This is a genomic window from Pseudomonas sp. NFACC39-1 (assembly GCF_900110355.1).
Classification (GTDB): domain Bacteria; phylum Pseudomonadota; class Gammaproteobacteria; order Pseudomonadales; family Pseudomonadaceae; genus Aquipseudomonas; species Aquipseudomonas tehranensis.
Genome location: NZ_FODL01000001.1, coordinates 757731 through 775126, shown reverse-complemented (window position 1 = coordinate 775126; position 17396 = coordinate 757731). Strand labels below are relative to the sequence as shown.

Genomic DNA, 17396 nt, shown 5'->3' with positions numbered 1-17396 from the left:
GCAAGCCCGCTCCCACAGGGGATTTGCGACGAATGAAGAATCTGCGGCTGGTGGTGATCAAGGGTGGGAGCGGGCTTGCTCGCGAAGGCGTAGGCACATCCAACATCACGGGTGACTGATACACCGATTTCGCGAGCAAGCCCGCTCCCACAGGGGATTTGCAACGAATGAAGAATCTGCGGCTGGTGGTGATCAAGGGTGGGAGCGGGCTTGCTCGCGAAGGCGTAGACACATCCAACATCACGGGTGACTGATACACCGATTTCGCGAGCAAGCCCGCTCCCACAGGGGATCTGCTGTGAATGATCGACCGCGCCCAATACGCCACTGTTCCCGTCAGGCGACGTTGCAGGCAAGATGAAGGCCTGCAAGTCAGAACACAGGAAGCTGATCGTGACCGAAGCGTTTATTGTCGTTCAAACCGCCGAACAAGCCGTGGATCGTCTGGCGGCCCTGCACGAGCGTGCGACCACTGCGCTGAACCAGGCGCTCAAGCGGTACCTCAAGGACCGCATCGAGCCGGATGCCGAACAGCGGGCATTGTTTCGCTATCCCGCCCTGCGCCTGACCTATCACTGCCACGGCGAAGTCCCGCAAACCACCCGCGCCTACGCCAAGGTCCAGTTGCCGGGCACCTACAGTGTCACCGTCACCCATCCGGCTGCGTTCCGTAAGTACCTGCTGGAGCAGTTGGTCCCGCTGATGCACGACTTTACCGTCACCGTGGAAGTGGGTGTCAGCGAGCAGAACATCCCGTATCCGTACGTGGTGGAGCAGGGTGATGAACTGGCCGGCTCCGGCGTGACCGCCGCTGTGCTGGCGCGGGTGTTTCCCAGTACCGACCTGTCGGCCGCCACCGATGGCATTGCCGACGGCCTCTACGACTGGGAAAACACCGACCCGCTGCCCTTGGCCCTGTTCGACGCCGCGCGCGTGGACTTTTCCCTGCGCCGGCTGGTGCATTACACCGGCAGCGACTGGCGCCATGTGCAGCCCTGGATCCTGCTGACCAACTATCACCGTTATGTTGACCAGTTCATCGTTCATGGCCTGGAACAACTGCGCAGCGACCCGCGTTTTGTGCGCATGGTCCTGCCGGGCAACGTGATCATCGAAAAGGGCATGGACCACGGTGAAGCCTCGGCGATCGCCGCAGGCGTGGTCTGGCACCGCTATCAGATGCCGGCCTATCACCTGCAGGCCAACGACGGCCATGGCGTGACCCTGGTGAACATCGGCGTCGGACCGTCCAACGCTAAGAACATCACCGACCACCTGGCCGTGCTGCGACCTCACTGCTGGCTGATGATCGGTCACTGCGGTGGGCTGCGGCAGTCCCAGACCATCGGCGACTACGTGCTGGCCCACGCTTACATGCGTCGCGATGGCATCCTCGACCGGGTCGTGCCGCCGAATATTCCGATCCCGGCCCTGGCTGAAGTGCAGATGGCTTTGCAACAAGCGGCCGCCAATGTCACCGGTGAAAAGGGCGACGAGCTGAAGAAGCGCCTGCGCACCGGCACTGTGCTGACCTACGACGACCGCAACTGGGAATTGCGCTGGGCCCAGGAGCGTCCGTTGATCAACCTGTCCCGCGCCGTGGCGGTGGACATGGAAAGCGGCACCATCGCCGCTCAGGGGTACCGCTTGCGGGTGCCATACGGCACATTGCTTTGTGTCTCGGACAAACCGCTGCACAGTGAAATCAAATTGCCGGGTTCGGCCAACGCGTTCTACGAACGGGCGGTCAACCAGCACCTGAAGATCGGCATCGCAGCGCTGGACCTGTTGCGCACCGAACTCAACTCGCTGCACTCGCGCAAGTTGCGCAGCTTCGACGAGCCGCCGTTCCGCTGATCGACTGATGTCCTGTTGATGGGGCAGTGGTTATTTAACGGTCGGGCCACTAGCATGGTCGGCCCAGACCGTTAGATGTTGTGTTTGCCATGCCCCGTCCGCCCCGTCCGCCCCGTCCCGCTTCCCGCCGTCCTGGCGCGAAACCTCCCGCATCCGCCCCGCGCCGTGTGGCCAAGGCCCCGCCGGCCGAGCCGCGACTGATCCTGTTCAACAAACCTTTCGATGTGCTGACGCAGTTCAGTGACGATCAGGGGCGGGCGACGCTCAAGGACTTTATCGACGTGCCCGGCATTTATCCCGCCGGGCGGCTGGATCGCGACAGCGAAGGGTTGCTGCTACTCACCAACGACGGGCAACTGCAGGCCCGCATCGCCGACCCCCGGCACAAACTGGCCAAGACCTATTGGGTGCAAGTAGAAGGCGAGCCCAGTGCCGAGCAATTGCAGCGTCTGTGCGATGGCGTGGAGTTGAACGACGGCATGACCTTGCCCGCACAAGCGCGGCAACTGGACGAACCGCAACTATGGCCGCGCAACCCGCCGGTGCGCTTTCGTAAAAGCGTGCCGACCAGCTGGCTGGAACTGGTGATTCGCGAAGGGCGCAACCGTCAGGTACGGCGCATGACCGCCGCGGTGGGCTTGCCGACATTGCGCCTGGTGCGGGTCAGGATCGGCGACTGGACGCTCGAAGGGCTGGATCAGGGCCAGTGGAAGGAAGTGCCGGCGCGTTTATAAGGTGCCGGTCTCGATCAGGCCGATCACCACGCTCTTGATGACGAATGCCGCCACGCCCAGTCCCAGCACGAAGAACAGGATGAACGAGCCGAAACGCCCGGCCTTGGACTTCTTCGCCAGATCCCAGACGATAAAACCCATGAAAATGATCAGGATGCTGACAAGGCCGGTCATCATCCACTCTTCGAAAACCACAGGATCCATCGAAACACTCCGGCGTGGGCGAGGTTGAAAAGGCGGGGCGAGTATACGGCATGGGAAGAGGGCGATGGATTGGGCTGCGACGGTGTGTCGCAGCTATTCGTCAGTCTTTTCAGTCGTGGTGGACGCCCGCCCGCTTGAGCATCTGTTTGCAGCGTTCGGACAAGTGAAACACCCGCAGGTGCTTGCCGGCCTTGCTATAGCGTTCACGCAGGGTCTTGAGCGCCGCGATGGCCGAATAGTCGACAAAGCTCAAGTGGCGGCAGTCCAGGGTCACCAGGGCCGGATCGTTGGCCGGGTCGAACTGGTTGAGAAACGGCGTGGTCGAGGCGAAGAACAGGGTGCCGTGCAGGCGATAGAGCTTGCTGCCGTCCGCCTCCAGATGCGTGTCGGCGTACAGTTCCCGGGCCTGTTGCCAGGCAAAGTTGAGCGCCGCAATGATAATGCCGCACAGCACCGCGGTCGCCAGATCGGTGAACACCGTGATGGTCGTCACCGCGATGATCACCAACACATCATTGACCGGCACTTTGTTGATCACCCGCAGCGAGGCCCAGGCAAAGGTCTGCTGGGACACCACGAACATCACGCCGACCAGCGCGGCCAACGGGATGCGTTCGATCAACGGCGACAGAAACAACACGAACAGCAGCACCATCACCCCGGCAATCACGCCGGATAACCGGCCGCGGCCGCCCGAACTCAGGTTGATCACGGTCTGGCCGATCATCGCGCAACCGCCCATGCCGCCGAACAGGCCAGAGGCCATGTTGGCCGCACCCAACGCCACGCACTCGCGGTCCGGGTAGCCGCGGCTCTCGGTGATTTCGTCGGTCAGGTTCAGGGTCAGCAGGGTTTCCAGCAGGCCGACCATCGCCATCACCACCGCATAGGGCGCGATGATCCGCAACGTATCCAGGTTCCAGGGAATGTCCGGCCAGACAAAGGCCGGCAGGCCGCCGGCGATATGCGCCATGTCACCCAGGGTGCGGGTCGGCAGGCCGAAGAAGTAGACCGCAAGACCCACCCCCAGGATCGCCACCAGGGCCGGCGGAACACTGCGGGTCAGGCGCGGCAACAGGTAGACGATGGCCATGGTCAGCGCCACCAGGCCGATCATCAGGTACAACGGGCCGCCGCTGAGCCAGCTCTCGCCACTCTTGAAGTGTTCCAGTTGCGCCAGCGCGATGATGATCGCCAGACCGTTGACGAAACCGAGCATCACCGGGTGCGGCACCATGCGCACCAGTTTGCCCAGCCGTAACAGCCCGAACGCCATCATGATCAACCCGCCCAGCAGCACAGTGGCCAGCAGGTATTGCACGCCGTGTTGCACCACCAGCGCGACAATCACCACGGCCATCGATCCCGCCGCGCCAGACACCATGCCGGGCCGCCCGCCAAACAGCGCGGTCAGCGTGCAAATGATGAACGCGCCATACAACCCCATCAACGGGTTGAGATGGGCCACCAGGGCGAACGCGATGCATTCGGGCAGCAAGGCAAAAGAAGTGGTGAGGCCGGCGAGGGCGTCGGCGCGAAGACGTGCTGGTTTCATGATTTTCCTGACTGCGCAGCGCTTGAACATCGGCTGCCGTGGGCTTGGTGCAAAAAAACAAGGTGGGGATGGTACGGAATTGAGCCCGATGCGGCCAGCCGTCTGTGGTGAGGGGATTTATCCCCGTTGGGCTGCATCGTAGTCCTAAGGCATTAGGCCCAATCTTGCTGGCACACCGAGTTGCCTGGTTTGGGGCTGCTGCGCAACCCAGCGGGGATAAATCCCCTCGCCACAAGAGAATGGTTGTGCATGAAAGTCCAGCGCGGGATTTTCATAGCGGCTGCATCGCGATGTCCGTCAGCGACATTTCTTGTCTGTGTACGAAAATTACTTTCAGCGTGTTTGAAGATTATTCCTCGAAATGATTTATGAGTTTCACAAACACAACGTCGTGACCCCATTCGAGGAGTAGCGCATGGCCCCTGCATTCGGTTATTGGCTGTTGGTCTACGCGGCCATCGCCATCATTGCACTGATCGTCTTGATCGCCCGATACCGGCTTAATCCGTTCATTGTCATTACCCTGGTGTCCATTGGCCTGGCGCTGCTGGCCGGGATGCCGCCGTCCAGTGTGGTTGGGGCGTACGAGGCAGGCGTGGGCAAGACCCTGGGGCACATCGCGCTGGTGGTGGCCTTGGGCACGATGCTCGGCAAGATGATGGCCGAGTCCGGCGGGGCCGAGCGCATGGCGCAAACGCTGATCGAGCGCTTCGGCGAGCGTAACGCCCATTGGGCCATGGTGTGCATTGCCTTCCTGGTGGGGTTGCCGTTGTTTTTCGAAGTCGGTTTCGTGCTGCTGGTGCCCATCGCGTTCACCATTGCCCGGCGCGTCGGCGTGTCGATCCTGATGGTGGGGTTGCCGATGGTCGCCGGGCTCTCGGTGGTGCATGCCCTGGTGCCGCCGCACCCGGCGGCCATGCTGGCGGTGCAGGCGTTCCAGGCCTCGGTGGGGCAAACCTTGCTGTACGCGATCCTGATCGGTATCCCTACCGCGATCATCGCCGGGCCCGTGTACGCCAAGTTCATCGTGCCGCGCATCCAACTGCCGGACGATAACCCGCTGGAGCGACAATTCCTCGACCGCGAGCCCCGGGCCAATCTGCCGGGTTTCGGGATAACCCTGGGGACCATCCTGCTGCCGGTGATGCTGATGTTGATCGGCGGTTGGGCCAACCTGATCTCCGAGCCGGGCAGTGGCTTCAATCAGTTCCTGCTGTTCATCGGCAACTCGGTGATTGCCTTGCTGCTGGCGACCCTTCTCAGCTTCTGGACGCTGGGCCTGGCCCAGGGTTTCAACCGTGAATCGATCCTCAAGTTCACCAACGAATGCCTGGCGCCGACGGCCAGCATTACGTTGCTGGTGGGCGCTGGCGGTGGTTTGAACCGGATTCTGGTGGACGCCGGGGTTACTCAACAAATCGTCGGCCTGGCCGAGGAATTTCAACTATCGCCATTGGTCATGGGCTGGCTGTTCGCCGCCCTGATGCGTGTCGCCACCGGCTCGGCCACGGTGGCGATGACCACGGCGTCGGGCATCGTCGCGCCTGTGGCGATCGGTCTGGGCTATCCCCATCCCGAGCTGTTGGTACTGGCCACCGGAGCCGGCTCGGTGATTTTTTCCCACGTCAACGACGGCGGCTTCTGGCTGATCAAGGAATACTTCAATATGACCGTCACTCAAACTTTCAAGACCTGGACCGTACTCGAAACGCTGATCTCCCTGGTTGCGTTCGGCCTGACTCTAGGACTTGCGCGCTTGCTTTAATCGCAGCGCTCCCACACAGGTGCCGTCATGGACATCCTTTACCAGATTCGCTCCCGTCAGGATTCCTTCAGCGCCGGCGAAGGAAGAATCGCCCGGCTGATGCTCGACGACGTAGGATTCGCCGCCTCGGCCAGTCTGGATGAACTGGCCCAGCGCGCCGAAGTGAGCAGCGCCACGCTGTCACGGTTTGCCCGTACCGTTGGCTGTCGCGACCTGCGGGACTTGCGCCTGCAACTGGCCCAGGCCAGTGGCGTCGGCAGCCGGTTTCTCGACCCCGCCGGCGCGCCCGAGCAATCGGCGTTTTATGGGCAGATCGTCGGCGATATCGAGACGACCCTGCGTCAGCACCTGTCGGCATTCGAAGAGTCTCGGTTCGGCGACGCCGTGCGGATGCTCGGCAAGGCGCGGATGATTCATGCGTTCGGGCTCGGCGGTTGGTCGGCGCTGTGCGGCGAGGAATTGCAGGTCCGGCTGGTGCGTTTCGGCTACTCGATTGCCGCCTGCCGGGATCCGGTGATGATGCGCATCACCGCCACCTCATTGAGCCAGGAGCATTTGGTCATCGCCTGTTCACTCACCGGCATCACCCCGGAACTGCTCGGCGCGGTTGAACTGGCGCGCAGTTATGGTGCGGCAATCCTGGCCATCACCCGCGCCGACTCACCGTTGGCCCGACTGGCCGATGTGGTGTTGCCCCTGCAAGGCGCCGAGACCTCGTTCATTTATAAGCCCACGGCGGCGCGCTACGGCATGCTGCTGGCCATCGATGTACTCGCCACCGAGTTGGCGCTGGCCCACCCTGAAGACAATCAAGAACGCCTGCGGCGAGTCAAACTCGCCCTGGATGATTACCGCGGCGGCGACGATCACTTGCCGCTGGGAGACTGAGATGCTGTACGACACGCTTATCCGCAACGCACTGGTCATCGATGGCAGCAACACCCCCGGTTACAGCGCCGACGTGGCGATCCGCGCCGGTCGCATCGAGCGCATCGGCGACTTGAGCGATACCCGGGCGCTTGAAGAAATAGACGCCGCCGGCCGTGTGCTGGCGCCAGGGTTCATCGATGTGCACACCCACGACGACACGGTGGTCATTCGTCAGCCGCAGATGCTGCCCAAGCTCAGCCAGGGCGTGACCACGGTGATCGTCGGCAATTGCGGCATCAGCGCTTCGCCGGTGAGCCTGCGAGGTGAGCCGCCGGACCCGATGAACTTGCTCGGCACGGCCCAAGCGTTCACCTATCCGCGTTTCGATGATTATCGTTCGGCGGTGGAGGCGGCCACGCCGGCGGTGAACGTGGCGGCGCTGGTGGGGCACACGGCACTGCGCAGCAACCACATGGACGATTTGTTGCGCACAGCCAGCGTGGGAGAAATCGCCGCCATGCGTCAGCAACTGCGCGAAAGTCTGGAGGCCGGTGCACTGGGGTTATCCACCGGCCTGGCCTACGCCAACGCCTTTTCGGCCTCCACCGACGAGGTGATGCAACTGACCCAAGAGCTGAGCGCATTCGGTGCGGTCTACACCACTCATCTGCGCAGCGAGTTCGAACCGGTGCTCGAGGCCATGGACGAGGCCTTCCAGATCGGCCGTCACGCCCGGAGCCCGGTGATTATTTCCCACCTCAAATGTGCGGGGGCCGGTAATTGGGGGCGCAGTCCGCAGGTGCTCGCGGCGTTGGAGAACGCGGCGAAAACCCATCCGGTCGGTTGTGACTGCTATCCCTATGCGGCCAGCTCCTCGACCCTGGATCTCAAGCAGGTGACCGATGCCCATCGCATCACCATCACCTGGTCGACGCCTCATCCGCACATGGGCGGGCGCGACCTGGCTGACATCGCCGTCGAATGGGACGTATCACTGCTGGATGCAGCGCGCCGCCTGCAACCGGCCGGCGCGGTGTACTACGGCATGGACGAAGGCGATGTACGACGAATCCTCGCCCACCCGTTGTCCATGGTCGGCTCCGACGGTTTGCCGGAGGATCCGTTTCCGCATCCGCGCCTGTGGGGTGCTTTCCCGCGGGTACTGGGGCATTTCAGTCGTGACGTGGGGCTTTTTCCGTTGCACACCGCCGTGCACAAAATGACCGGTCTGTCGGCGGCGCGCTTCGGCCTGAAGGACCGTGGTGAAGTTCGTGAGGGGCATTGGGCGGATCTGGTGTTGTTCAATCCTCATACCATCAGGGACGTCGCCGATTTCAACGAACCACAACGGGCCGCCGAAGGCATCGATGGGGTCTGGGTCAATGGCGTCGTGAGCTACAGCGAGGGCCAGGCGAACGGGCGCAGGCAAGGACGGTTTCTGGCACGAGAAGGGGATTTAAGCCTCGGATTCAGTTCGTCACGCGAGGCTTGAGAGGTGCAAACCAATTGCAGTTATCCGTGATCGTCCTCTCAGTGGTGGCATTGCGATATTAAAGAAGCCGCCGCCAAAGCCGAAGCAATGGGTTCAACCCATCTAAACTGGGTCTTTTCAGCCAGGGAGTTACCCATGAGCTTCGGTAAAACCACCCCGATCCTGCGGATCTTCGATGAAACCAAGGCATTGGCGTTTTATGTCGACTTCCTGGGGTTTACCCTCGACTGGCAACATCGCTTCGGTGACGATTTTCCGCTGTATCTGCAAGTGTCCCGTGGCGATTGCGTGTTGCACTTGTCCGAGCACCATGGCGACTGCACACCCGGCTCGGCGCTGCGGATAGAAACCGATGAACTGGAAGCTTTCCAGGCGCAACTGCTGGCCAAGCAATACCCCTTCGCCCGCCCTCAGATTCAGGCCATGCCGTGGGGCAGCCAGGACATGACGGTGGTAGATCCGTTTGGGAATCGGTTGGTGTTTACCAATGCGATCAGTGTGTAACAGGTAGGGCTGGGTGATAAAACGTCATGTTAGTCTCGTTCGTTCAAACCGACAGAGTAGGAGATCGTACGCATGACTCATCATCCAGACTCTCGAGAGCGCTTGGACAATGCTAAGACCGACGTGGAGCGCTCCAAAGCGGACACTCAGTCAGTTGTGACCGAAAATTCGGGCGTAATTGATAGCGCTTCAGGATTGGGTACACGGATCCAAGAACGGTTCCGGGACATTGGTGGGGTTGAGCTGGATTTGCCGATTCGATAAACGGTGACAGGACTCTGCTGCTCAAGCTTGAGCTGTCCGCCGGCCACCTAAAGGAGGCCGGCGGATGCACTTCATCAAACCCGGAAGTGACTCACCATCATCTGCAACTGATTACCCAAGCGGGCCAGTTCAACACTGGACGCGGCGGTTTCTTCGCTGGCGGCGGCGGTCTGTTCGGACACGTCGCGCACGTTGATGATGCTGCGGCTGATTTCCTCGGCCACGGCGCTTTGCTCTTCAGCGGCTGCGGCGATCTGCTGGTTCATCGACTGGATGTTCGACACCGTGCGGGTGATGTTTTCCAGTGATACGCCGGCTTTGCGGGTCAGGGCCACGCTGCTGTCGGTGAGGCTGCGGCTGTTGTTCATCACGGCGGCCACTTGCTGGGTGCCGTTCTGCAGGCCGGCCACCAGGCCTTCGATCTCCTCGGTGGACTTTTGCGTGCGCTGGGCCAGGCCACGGACTTCGTCGGCAACCACTGCAAAGCCACGACCGGCTTCACCGGCGCGCGCCGCTTCGATCGCCGCGTTCAGGGCCAGCAGATTGGTTTGTTCGGCCACGGCCTTGATCACGTCCATGACACTGCCGATCTTGTCGCTTTCCTGTTGCAGCACAGTCATGGCGTCGGTGGAGCGCTCCACTTCACTGGCCAGGCGTTCGATCTGGGCGATGGCCTCGTTGACCACCTGGTCGCCGGCACGGGCTTCACCGTCTGCGGCGGCGGCTGCCTGGGACGCTTCTTCGGCGTTGCGGGCAACTTCCTGCACCGTGGCGGTCATCTCGTGCATGGCGGTCGCCACCTGATCGGTCTCGACTTTCTGGCTGTTGACTCCGGCGCTGGTCTGCTCGGTCACTGCGGACAATTGTTCGGCGGCGCTGGCGATCTGGGTCACGCCATCACGGATGCCGCTGATCAAGTCGCGCAGGGTCACGCCCATGCGCGCAATGCCCTGTTGCAGCACGCCCAGCTCATCACGACGGGTGACAATCGGGGTGTGCGACAGGTCGCCACCGGCAATGCGTTCGACCACGGCCAGGGTTTCGCGCAGTGGTCGGGTGATCTGGCGAGTGATGACCACGGCCGCAATGATGCCTACCAGCAATGCCAACAAAGTGCTGACCAGTTGCAGGGTGCGGGCCTGGGCGCTTTCGGCATCGCGACGGTCGAGCTGGATCTGATACAGCTGTTCGCTCAGGGAGACGATGGTCGTGCCCTGGTCGGTCATTTCCTTGCGGGCCTGCGCCGCCTCGGCAATGGCCAGGGTGAAAGCCTGGACGGAGCTGCGGTATTGAGTCAGGGCAGCTTCCAGCTGACGCAGCTCACCTTGCCGGGTGCTGGCGAAATACGCATTCAGCGGTTGGAGCGAAGCGAGGGCGGCGTCCAGTTGGGCGACGGCCTTGCGTTCGTTTTCGGGGTTGCTGTTGGCGGTGTAACCGCGCACTTCATAGCGGGCCAACATGAACGTCTGCTTGGCCTCGGTGATGGCCTGGTATTGTTCGAAGCGCTGGTCGCTCAAGGGCGTTTGCTGCACGTCGGTGTTGAGCGTCTCGATCAGTTGATAGGCGACCCCGGCGTTGGCTGTCATCGCATCGCGGGCGGTGTTCCCGGTGCGGTAGGCGTTGCGCATTTTGTTCAGGGACACTTGATAGGCGCTGATGGTCGCGCTCTGCTCCTTGAGCAGCTTGACGTTTTCCGGGCTCTTGAAGCTGCTGAGCAGCGCGTTCTGTTGCGCGACGAAACCATCGAGGGTGGTTTGCACATTCTGTGCGGCGGTCTCGTCGCCGTTGGTCAGCATGTATTGCAAGCGCACGACCCGAAGCTTGGTCAGGCCGGCATTGAGCTTGGTGATGTCGCTCATCCAGTTGCTGCGGTCGATCAGCCCTCCCAGGCTGGTCCAACTGGTCAGTGCCAGGATGCAGGTCAGTACCAGCACCAGGCCAAAGCCCAGGCCCAGTTTCATGTTGACGCTAATATTGCCAAACCAGCTATTCATCAAATTCCTCCAGGAACGTTGTGCTGCTTGATTGTCGGTACGCTGGAAGATTGTTGTTTTTGAGCCAGCTAAAACGTGTAACAGGGCTGTATCGGCTGCCGGCGCTGGATCTGAAAGGATTATTTCCGGGTGTCAGGCATTGCTGAAGATTTTGCTGTGCGCCTCAGGGTTTTCCTGAATTTCAGGCAAAAAAAAGCCCGCGGGAGGGCGGGCTAAAACCTTAGTTTCTTGAATGAGCGAGGGGACTTTACCCAATCCCACCAAAGCGTTGGGTGAAGAAAAGTTCATGGGGGACGAGTTGCAATGAGCAGAGAACGAAGCCCTCAACCTGGATCAGATTGAGGGCTTGTCTGCGAACCTGACAGCCTCACCTCAGATCAAACCGATCCAGGTTCATCACCTTGACCCACGCCGTGATGAAGTCGTTGACGAACTGCTCCTGCGCGTCCGAGCTGGCATAGACTTCGGCCAGGGCCCGCAGTTGAGCGTTGGAGCCGAAGACCAGATCGACCCGCGTGCCGGTCCATTTGACTTGACCGGTCTTGCGGTCACGGGCTTCGAACGTCTGCTGGTCGTCTGAGAGCGGTTTCCATTCCACGCCCATGTCGAGCAGGTTGACGAAGAAGTCGTTGGTCAGCGCCCCAGGCCGTTGGGTGAAAACCCCATGTTGAGTGTGGCCGACGTTGATATCGAGCACGCGCAGGCCGCCGATCAGTGCGGTCATTTCCGGGGCGCTGAGGGTCAGCAGTTGCGCCTTGTCGATCAGCAGTGCCTCGGCGGGTACGCGGTATCTGCCCTTGAGGTAGTTGCGAAAACCATCGGCGATGGGTTCAAGAAAGCCGAACGACTCGACGTCGGTCTGCTCCTGGCTGGCGTCCATACGCCCTGGCGAGAACGGCACCGTCACGCTGAGCCCGGCATTTTTCGCCGCCTGTTCAATGCCGGCGCTGCCTGCCAGCACGATCAGGTCCGCCAGGGAGATTTTCTTGCCGCCGGCCTGGGCCCCGTTGAACTCGCTGCGGACCTTTTCCAGAGTCGCCAGCACTTGCGCCAATTGTTCCGGCTGGTTGGCCGGCCAATCTTTTTGCGGGGCCAGGCGCAGCCGTCCGCCGTTGGCACCGCCACGTTTGTCGGAACCTCGGAAGCTGGACGCAGCCGCCCACGCCGTAGACACAAGCTGTGGCACCGACAGCCCCGAGGCCAGCAGTTTGTCCTTGAGGGACGCAACGTCACTGTCGTTGACCAGTGCATGGTCGACCGCCGGGATGGGGTCTTGCCAGAGCAACTCTTCGTTGGGCAGTTCCGGGCCGAGGTAGCGCGAGAGTGGGCCCATGTCGCGGTGGATCAACTTGAACCAGGCGCGGGCGAAGGCGTCGGCCAATTGGTCCGGGTTCTCCAGGAAACGCCGGGAGATTTTTTCGTAGATCGGGTCGAAGCGCAGCGCCAGGTCGGTGGTCAGCATCGTTGGGTTGCGGCGCTTGGACGGGTCGTGGGCGTCCGGGATGATGCCGGCGCCAGCACCGTTTTTCGGTGTCCACTGGTGTGCACCGGCCGGGCTCTTGGTCAGCTCCCACTCGAAACCGAACAGGTTCTCCAGATAATTGTTGCTCCAGCGGGTGGGCGTGGTGGTCCACGTCACTTCCAGGCCACTGGTGATGGTATCGGGGCCTTTGCCGGTGCCAAATGCGTTCTTCCAGCCCAGGCCCTGTTGCTCCAGGCCGGCGGCTTCTGGCTCGGCACCGACATTGTCCGCGGGCCCGGCACCGTGGGTCTTGCCGAAGGCGTGGCCGCCAGCGATCAGGGCCACGGTTTCTTCATCGTTCATTGCCATGCGGCCAAAGGTTTCGCGGATGTCCAGCCCGGCGGCGACCGGGTCCGGTTGCCCCTCGGGACCTTCCGGGTTGACGTAGATCAGGCCCATCTGCACGGCGGCCAGCGGGTTCTCCAGATTGCGCCCCAGGTCGGTACGGCTTTCTTCATTGCCAGGTTCGGCCACCAGTTGGCCGTCGCCGGGATCTTGCATCGCGGCCTTATCCGGTTTGCCGTAGCGGGTGTCTCCGCCGAGCCATTTGTTTTCGGAACCCCAATAGACGTCTTCGTCCGGCTCCCAGACGTCGGGACGACCGCCGGAAAAACCGAAGGTCTTGAAGCCCATGGATTCCAGCGCGACGTTGCCGGTGAGCACGATCAGGTCGGCCCAGGAGATGTTGCGACCGTACTTCTGTTTGATCGGCCATAGCAGCCGCCGCGCCTTGTCGAGGCTGACGTTGTCCGGCCAGCTGTTGAGGGGCGCAAAACGCTGCTGGCCGGAGCCCGCGCCACCGCGCCCGTCACCGGTGCGGTAGGTGCCGGCGCTGTGCCAGGCCATGCGCACAAAGAGCGGCCCGTAGTGCCCGAAGTCCGCCGGCCACCAGTCCTGGGAGTCGGTCATCAGCGCATTCAGGTCATTTTTCAGGGCCTGGAAATCCAGGCTTTTGAACGCTTGGGCGTAATTGAAATCCTCGCCCATGGGGTCGGACAGCGGTGAGTGCTGGTGCAGGATTTTCAGATTCAGTTGGTTGGGCCACCAATCACGGTTGGTGGTGCCACCACCGGCAGCATGATTGAACGGGCATTTCGATTCGTTTGCCATGAGGAGCTACCTTGGTCGTGTTCATCCAGCTATCGAGCCCGGCCGGGCGCTATAGCGACAGGTGAAAATCACTACGTAGATGCAGGGCTCACAGTTCGCTCATTGATCGTTCGGCCTTCCGGCAATCGACGTCGATTACCCGCATCGTGGCCCACGGCAAGCCCAGTACGTTTCGAACGCTTTCGTATCTCTTGTCAGGTCTGATCTGGCCAGCTTTCGCCAGCGCTGAATCAAGGCTAGTTCTTCTGTGGCAGATCGCTAATAGCCACAGTATTAATGGGTAATAGGCAGATTCTTTTACCCGGCTTGCCGGTCGAGGCAGATGATAGGGCCAGCGCTTGGTTACGGGAGAGGACCGGACCATGAACGAACGCCCCCGCAGCACGGCCATCCACGAAGCCGGCCACGCCCTGGCTTTTTGGTGGAACGGTCTGCCGATAAAACGCATCACCGTGCGCACCAGGGACGAAGCGTATGCGGGACCGATGATCGATCTGCTCGGTAACCCGCACTACGCCGACGGGTTGGTGGAGGCCGATTATCTGGTCCTGCGCCCGGCGTTGGCCGCCCGGGGGATTGCTGAATATTTGCCCTCCATGGTTGATTCAATTGAGCGCGACCTGCTCCATTGCTTCGCCGGGCCTGTGGCCGAAGCGGTCTATCGACACGGCAGGTCCGACCGGATGATCAGCACCAGTGGCCGTGGCGATCTGGACCGGGGGCACGAGTTGATCTGCCTGCTGCCCCCACGCATGTTGCTCGACGCCGAATCACGGGCCATCGCCCGCTGCAGTTGCCTTGTGCATCGTTACTGGTTTGCTGTCTGTGCTGTGGCGGGGCTTCTGCAAGAGCAAGGCGTGGTCGAGGGCAAAGTGGTCACGGCGCTGCTGTGCGAGATCACCGGAGAGTCGCCCAGCTTGCTTGGCAATGGCGTGAGAAGCCTTGATTCGTGATCGAGAAGCGGCAAGCGTCGCACCCGTGGGAGCAGGTTTTGCTCCCACGGGGTTTACGCCATTTGAGGGTCGACCGGTATCAGGCCGTGAACGGCTGGCTTACCAGTTGTAACTCAGCTTTGCAGTGATTTCGCGGCCCGGGTTGTAGTAGTTCGCGGTACCGGAACCGACCACATGTTGCTCATCCAGAAGGTTGCTGACGTTGATCGCCAGGTCAGTGCCTTTGAAGAGGTTGTAGTTGAAAGCCGCATCGAAGAGCGTCGTACCATCGCTGGTGCCGGTGTTGGCAGCGTCGAAGTAGTAGGCACCCACATACCGGGCACCCAGGCCGACGCTGACAGCCGTGTTGGGTACGTTGTAATAGCTCCACAGCGAAGCGGAGTGTTTGGGCGCCGTGGCGAACTCATTCCCCTTGAGTGAACTTCCGTCGTACAAAGTACCGCGCAATACTTCGGACTCCATATAGGAGTAGCCACCGACCAGGCTCAGGTTGGGCGTCAACTCAGCCTTGGCTTCCAGGTCCAGCCCGCGCACACGTGATTCGCCAACGGTTTGCTGCTCGATGACACCACTGGGCAGTACGACGGCAATGCTGACATTTTCCTGGGTGAGGTCGTAGACGGCTGCCGAGAACAACGCGTCCATACCGATGGGCGCATATTTCACACCCACTTCATATTGTGTGCCCGTCTTCGGGACAACGCCCACCGTTGGCGGTGAGACCGACTCGACCATGCTGACGTAGGTGGAGACTTCGTCGTTGACGATATAGGTCAGCGCGCCGCGATAGGAGGTTTCCGAGAAATCATCCGACTCTTTTACGTTGTTGATGTCGGTACTGGACAGATCCAGCGAGTCGTTGCGCACACCGGCGGTGACGATAAAGCGCTCATAGAAGGACAGGTTCTGCTGCAGGAACACGGCCTTGGTTTTGGTATCGAGCTTGTTGTTGCTGTAGGGCGCGACTGCGCTTGGCACACCGGTGAACACCGGGTTGGCCAGGTCGATGGATCCTGTCGTGGCGTATACGGAGCGTTCCTCAGTCGAAGAGTCGCCATACTCCACGCCCACCAACGTGCTGCTGTCGATGTTTTCGAAGCGGGCATCGTATTGCAGCATCAAGTTGCCGTTCAGTTGCTCGGCTTCGCTGTCAGTGCCAAAAATGTAGCGGGGGATCGTGGTGCCGGTGCGGGTAGGGGAGTCGCTGAGGAACACATAACCGAAATCATCGTTCAGTTCGCTGTAGCGCAGGTTGCTGCGCAATACGAACCCATTGTCGAAATCATGGCTGAAGGTGCCGCTGATATTGGTGCGTTCGACATCGTGGAAATTGTAGCTGGGCTCGCCGTAGAACTTGTCGCGGTCGTATTCCTTGTCCAGCGGGTAACCGCCGCTGTTGGGCGAGCTTTGGGTCTTCAGGTAGTCCACGATTACGGAGGCCGAGGTGAAGTCCGTAGGGGCCCAGGTCAGGCCGCCCATCAAGAACTTGTTGTCGTCCTGTGAATGGTCGTACTCGCGTTCACTGTCTTGCATCTTTGCCGTGAAGCGACCGGCCAGGGTTTGCTCTTCGTTCAGCGAGTCCCCGACATCGATGCCGGTTTCGACATGGTCGAAAGAACCGTAGGTGACGTAGCCCTGGCCGAACTTGTCGAAGCGTGGCTTCTTGCTGACAAAGTTCACCGAACCGCCCGGGTCAGCCGGGCCGAACAGTGTGGAGTTGGCCCCGCGTATCACCTCAACGCGCTCATAGGCAAAAGGTTCCTCGCGCACACCGCGCATTGACCCCAGGGTCAGGCCGTCCCGATAGGTCGTGGCCTGAAAGCCGCGGATCTGGAAGTAATCGTTGCGGTCGTCAGTGCCGTAATAGTCGGTAAGAACCCCCGGCGTGTATTGCAGCAGTTCTTCGGTGGTGCTCACGCTGCGTTGCTTCATTTCCTTGTCGGTCACCACGGAAACCGAGGCGGGGGTGTTGAGGATGCTGGTGGCCACCTTACCGCCGACCCAGAGTTCCTGGGCGACCACCGAGTTGGCGTCTTCGGTACCGTCGACCCTCGCCTTGGCGTTGACGAGGATGGGCGCGAGGCGAAAGGTGTCGAGTTCGCCGTCCGCCCTGGCTTGCGGCGTCAGCAAGTAAGCGTTCGGGCCTTGCTGCTGTATCGCGATGTCGCTCCCCTGCAACAACGACGACAGAGCTTGGGGCGTATCGAGTGTCCCGCTCACGCCCTGGGTATTGCGGTTCGCTACGCTTGACGCATCGAAGGAAAGACTGATGCCCGCCTCGCGCGCAAAGCGGTCAAGCGCCGGTGCCAATGGGCCGGCAGGAATGTTCCACGAGTGAACCTGATGGGCCTGATCAACGCTCGAGGATTGCGCCAGAGACGGTAGCGCGTAGCTGCTGACAATGACGCCAAAGATCGCACCGTGTATGGCTCGATTCAGTCGGTGGCGCTGTGGAACCGGGGACGAACTCATTTACTCGCTCCAAGAAAGGGGATCGGCAGATCGGCCTGTATTTCAGCCTTTCTTACATGCCGAACGAGAATGAGAAATCACCTCATTTTTATTTGGTGTT

The 17396-nt window shown here is 61.2% G+C and carries 12 protein-coding genes; 7 read left to right on the top strand and 5 right to left on the bottom strand.

Annotated elements, in window-relative coordinates:
- Positions 1-357: 357 nt before the first annotated feature.
- Together amn and BMY45_RS03425 are read left to right on the top strand one after the other, a co-directional pair.
- Entirely contained in the window at positions 358-1857 is a 1500-nt protein-coding gene (gene amn / locus BMY45_RS03430; protein ID WP_177193293.1) for an AMP nucleosidase, read from the top strand.
- A 167-nt stretch (positions 1858-2024) separates the two neighbouring features.
- Positions 2025-2591 (top strand): pseudouridine synthase, encoded by a 567-nt coding sequence (locus BMY45_RS03425; RefSeq protein ID WP_171061311.1) that lies wholly within the window; start codon positions 2025-2027, stop codon positions 2589-2591.
- Here BMY45_RS03425 and BMY45_RS03420 read toward each other — a convergent pair.
- Together BMY45_RS03420 and BMY45_RS03415 are read right to left on the bottom strand one after the other, a co-directional pair.
- On the bottom strand, positions 2586-2795 hold the full coding sequence (locus BMY45_RS03420; RefSeq protein ID WP_047230243.1) for a DUF2788 domain-containing protein: 210 nt from the start codon (positions 2793-2795) through the stop codon (positions 2586-2588). The genes BMY45_RS03425 and BMY45_RS03420 overlap by 6 nt on opposite strands.
- Positions 2796-2904: 109 nt before the next feature.
- Entirely contained in the window at positions 2905-4350 is a 1446-nt protein-coding gene (locus BMY45_RS03415) for a SulP family inorganic anion transporter (protein ID WP_092394531.1), read from the bottom strand.
- A 415-nt stretch (positions 4351-4765) separates the two neighbouring features.
- Between BMY45_RS03415 and BMY45_RS03410 the strand changes: the two genes are divergently transcribed.
- The 4 genes from BMY45_RS03410 (at position 4766) to BMY45_RS03395 (ending at position 8981) form a co-directional block, all read left to right on the top strand.
- On the top strand, positions 4766-6115 hold the full coding sequence (locus BMY45_RS03410; protein ID WP_092394528.1) for a GntT/GntP/DsdX family permease: 1350 nt from the start codon (positions 4766-4768) through the stop codon (positions 6113-6115).
- Between the two features lie 27 nt (positions 6116-6142).
- Positions 6143-7003, top strand: a complete 861-nt coding sequence (locus tag BMY45_RS03405) for a MurR/RpiR family transcriptional regulator (protein ID WP_092394525.1) — start codon at positions 6143-6145, stop codon at positions 7001-7003.
- A gap of 1 nt (position 7004) precedes the next feature.
- Positions 7005-8477: an N-acyl-D-amino-acid deacylase family protein gene (locus tag BMY45_RS03400; protein ID WP_092394522.1), complete on the top strand. Its 1473-nt coding sequence runs from the start codon at positions 7005-7007 to the stop codon at positions 8475-8477.
- A 135-nt stretch (positions 8478-8612) separates the two neighbouring features.
- A complete protein-coding gene (locus tag BMY45_RS03395; RefSeq protein WP_092394519.1) occupies positions 8613-8981 on the top strand; it encodes a glyoxalase superfamily protein in 369 nt (122 codons plus the stop codon).
- Between the two features lie 338 nt (positions 8982-9319).
- Here the strand turns inward: BMY45_RS03395 and BMY45_RS03385 are convergent, their stop codons facing one another.
- Both BMY45_RS03385 and katG read right to left on the bottom strand, forming a co-directional pair.
- Entirely contained in the window at positions 9320-11239 is a 1920-nt protein-coding gene (locus tag BMY45_RS03385) for a HAMP domain-containing methyl-accepting chemotaxis protein (protein WP_092394512.1), read from the bottom strand.
- Positions 11240-11606: 367 nt separating this feature from the next.
- Complete coding sequence (katG, locus tag BMY45_RS03380) at positions 11607-13871, bottom strand: catalase/peroxidase HPI (protein WP_092394509.1); 2265 nt, start codon at positions 13869-13871, stop codon at positions 11607-11609.
- Between the two features lie 362 nt (positions 13872-14233).
- Here katG and BMY45_RS03375 point away from each other — a divergent pair, with 362 nt between their 5' ends.
- Positions 14234-14824, top strand: a complete 591-nt coding sequence (locus BMY45_RS03375) for a hypothetical protein (RefSeq protein ID WP_092394506.1) — start codon at positions 14234-14236, stop codon at positions 14822-14824.
- Between the two features lie 99 nt (positions 14825-14923).
- On the opposite strand, the gene BMY45_RS03370 is transcribed toward BMY45_RS03375, so the two are convergent.
- On the bottom strand, positions 14924-17296 hold the full coding sequence (locus BMY45_RS03370) for a TonB-dependent siderophore receptor (protein ID WP_092394503.1): 2373 nt from the start codon (positions 17294-17296) through the stop codon (positions 14924-14926).
- Positions 17297-17396 lie beyond the last annotated feature (100 nt).

What these genes read in the sequence shown, in the direction of transcription:
- BMY45_RS03385 (WP_092394512.1), bottom strand. Translation starts at nt 11,239, where the DNA reads ATGAATAGCTGGTTTGGCAATATTAGCGTCAACATGAAACTGGGCCTG.
- katG (WP_092394509.1), bottom strand. Translation starts at nt 13,871, where the DNA reads ATGGCAAACGAATCGAAATGCCCGTTCAATCATGCTGCCGGTGGTGGC.
- BMY45_RS03375 (WP_092394506.1), top strand. Translation starts at nt 14,234, where the DNA reads ATGAACGAACGCCCCCGCAGCACGGCCATCCACGAAGCCGGCCACGCC.
- amn (WP_177193293.1), top strand. Translation starts at nt 358, where the DNA reads ATGAAGGCCTGCAAGTCAGAACACAGGAAGCTGATCGTGACCGAAGCG.
- BMY45_RS03410 (WP_092394528.1), top strand. Translation starts at nt 4,766, where the DNA reads ATGGCCCCTGCATTCGGTTATTGGCTGTTGGTCTACGCGGCCATCGCC.
- BMY45_RS03405 (WP_092394525.1), top strand. Translation starts at nt 6,143, where the DNA reads ATGGACATCCTTTACCAGATTCGCTCCCGTCAGGATTCCTTCAGCGCC.
- BMY45_RS03420 (WP_047230243.1), bottom strand. Translation starts at nt 2,795, where the DNA reads ATGGATCCTGTGGTTTTCGAAGAGTGGATGATGACCGGCCTTGTCAGC.
- BMY45_RS03395 (WP_092394519.1), top strand. Translation starts at nt 8,613, where the DNA reads ATGAGCTTCGGTAAAACCACCCCGATCCTGCGGATCTTCGATGAAACC.
- BMY45_RS03370 (WP_092394503.1), bottom strand. Translation starts at nt 17,296, where the DNA reads ATGAGTTCGTCCCCGGTTCCACAGCGCCACCGACTGAATCGAGCCATA.
- BMY45_RS03415 (WP_092394531.1), bottom strand. Translation starts at nt 4,350, where the DNA reads ATGAAACCAGCACGTCTTCGCGCCGACGCCCTCGCCGGCCTCACCACT.
- BMY45_RS03400 (WP_092394522.1), top strand. Translation starts at nt 7,005, where the DNA reads ATGCTGTACGACACGCTTATCCGCAACGCACTGGTCATCGATGGCAGC.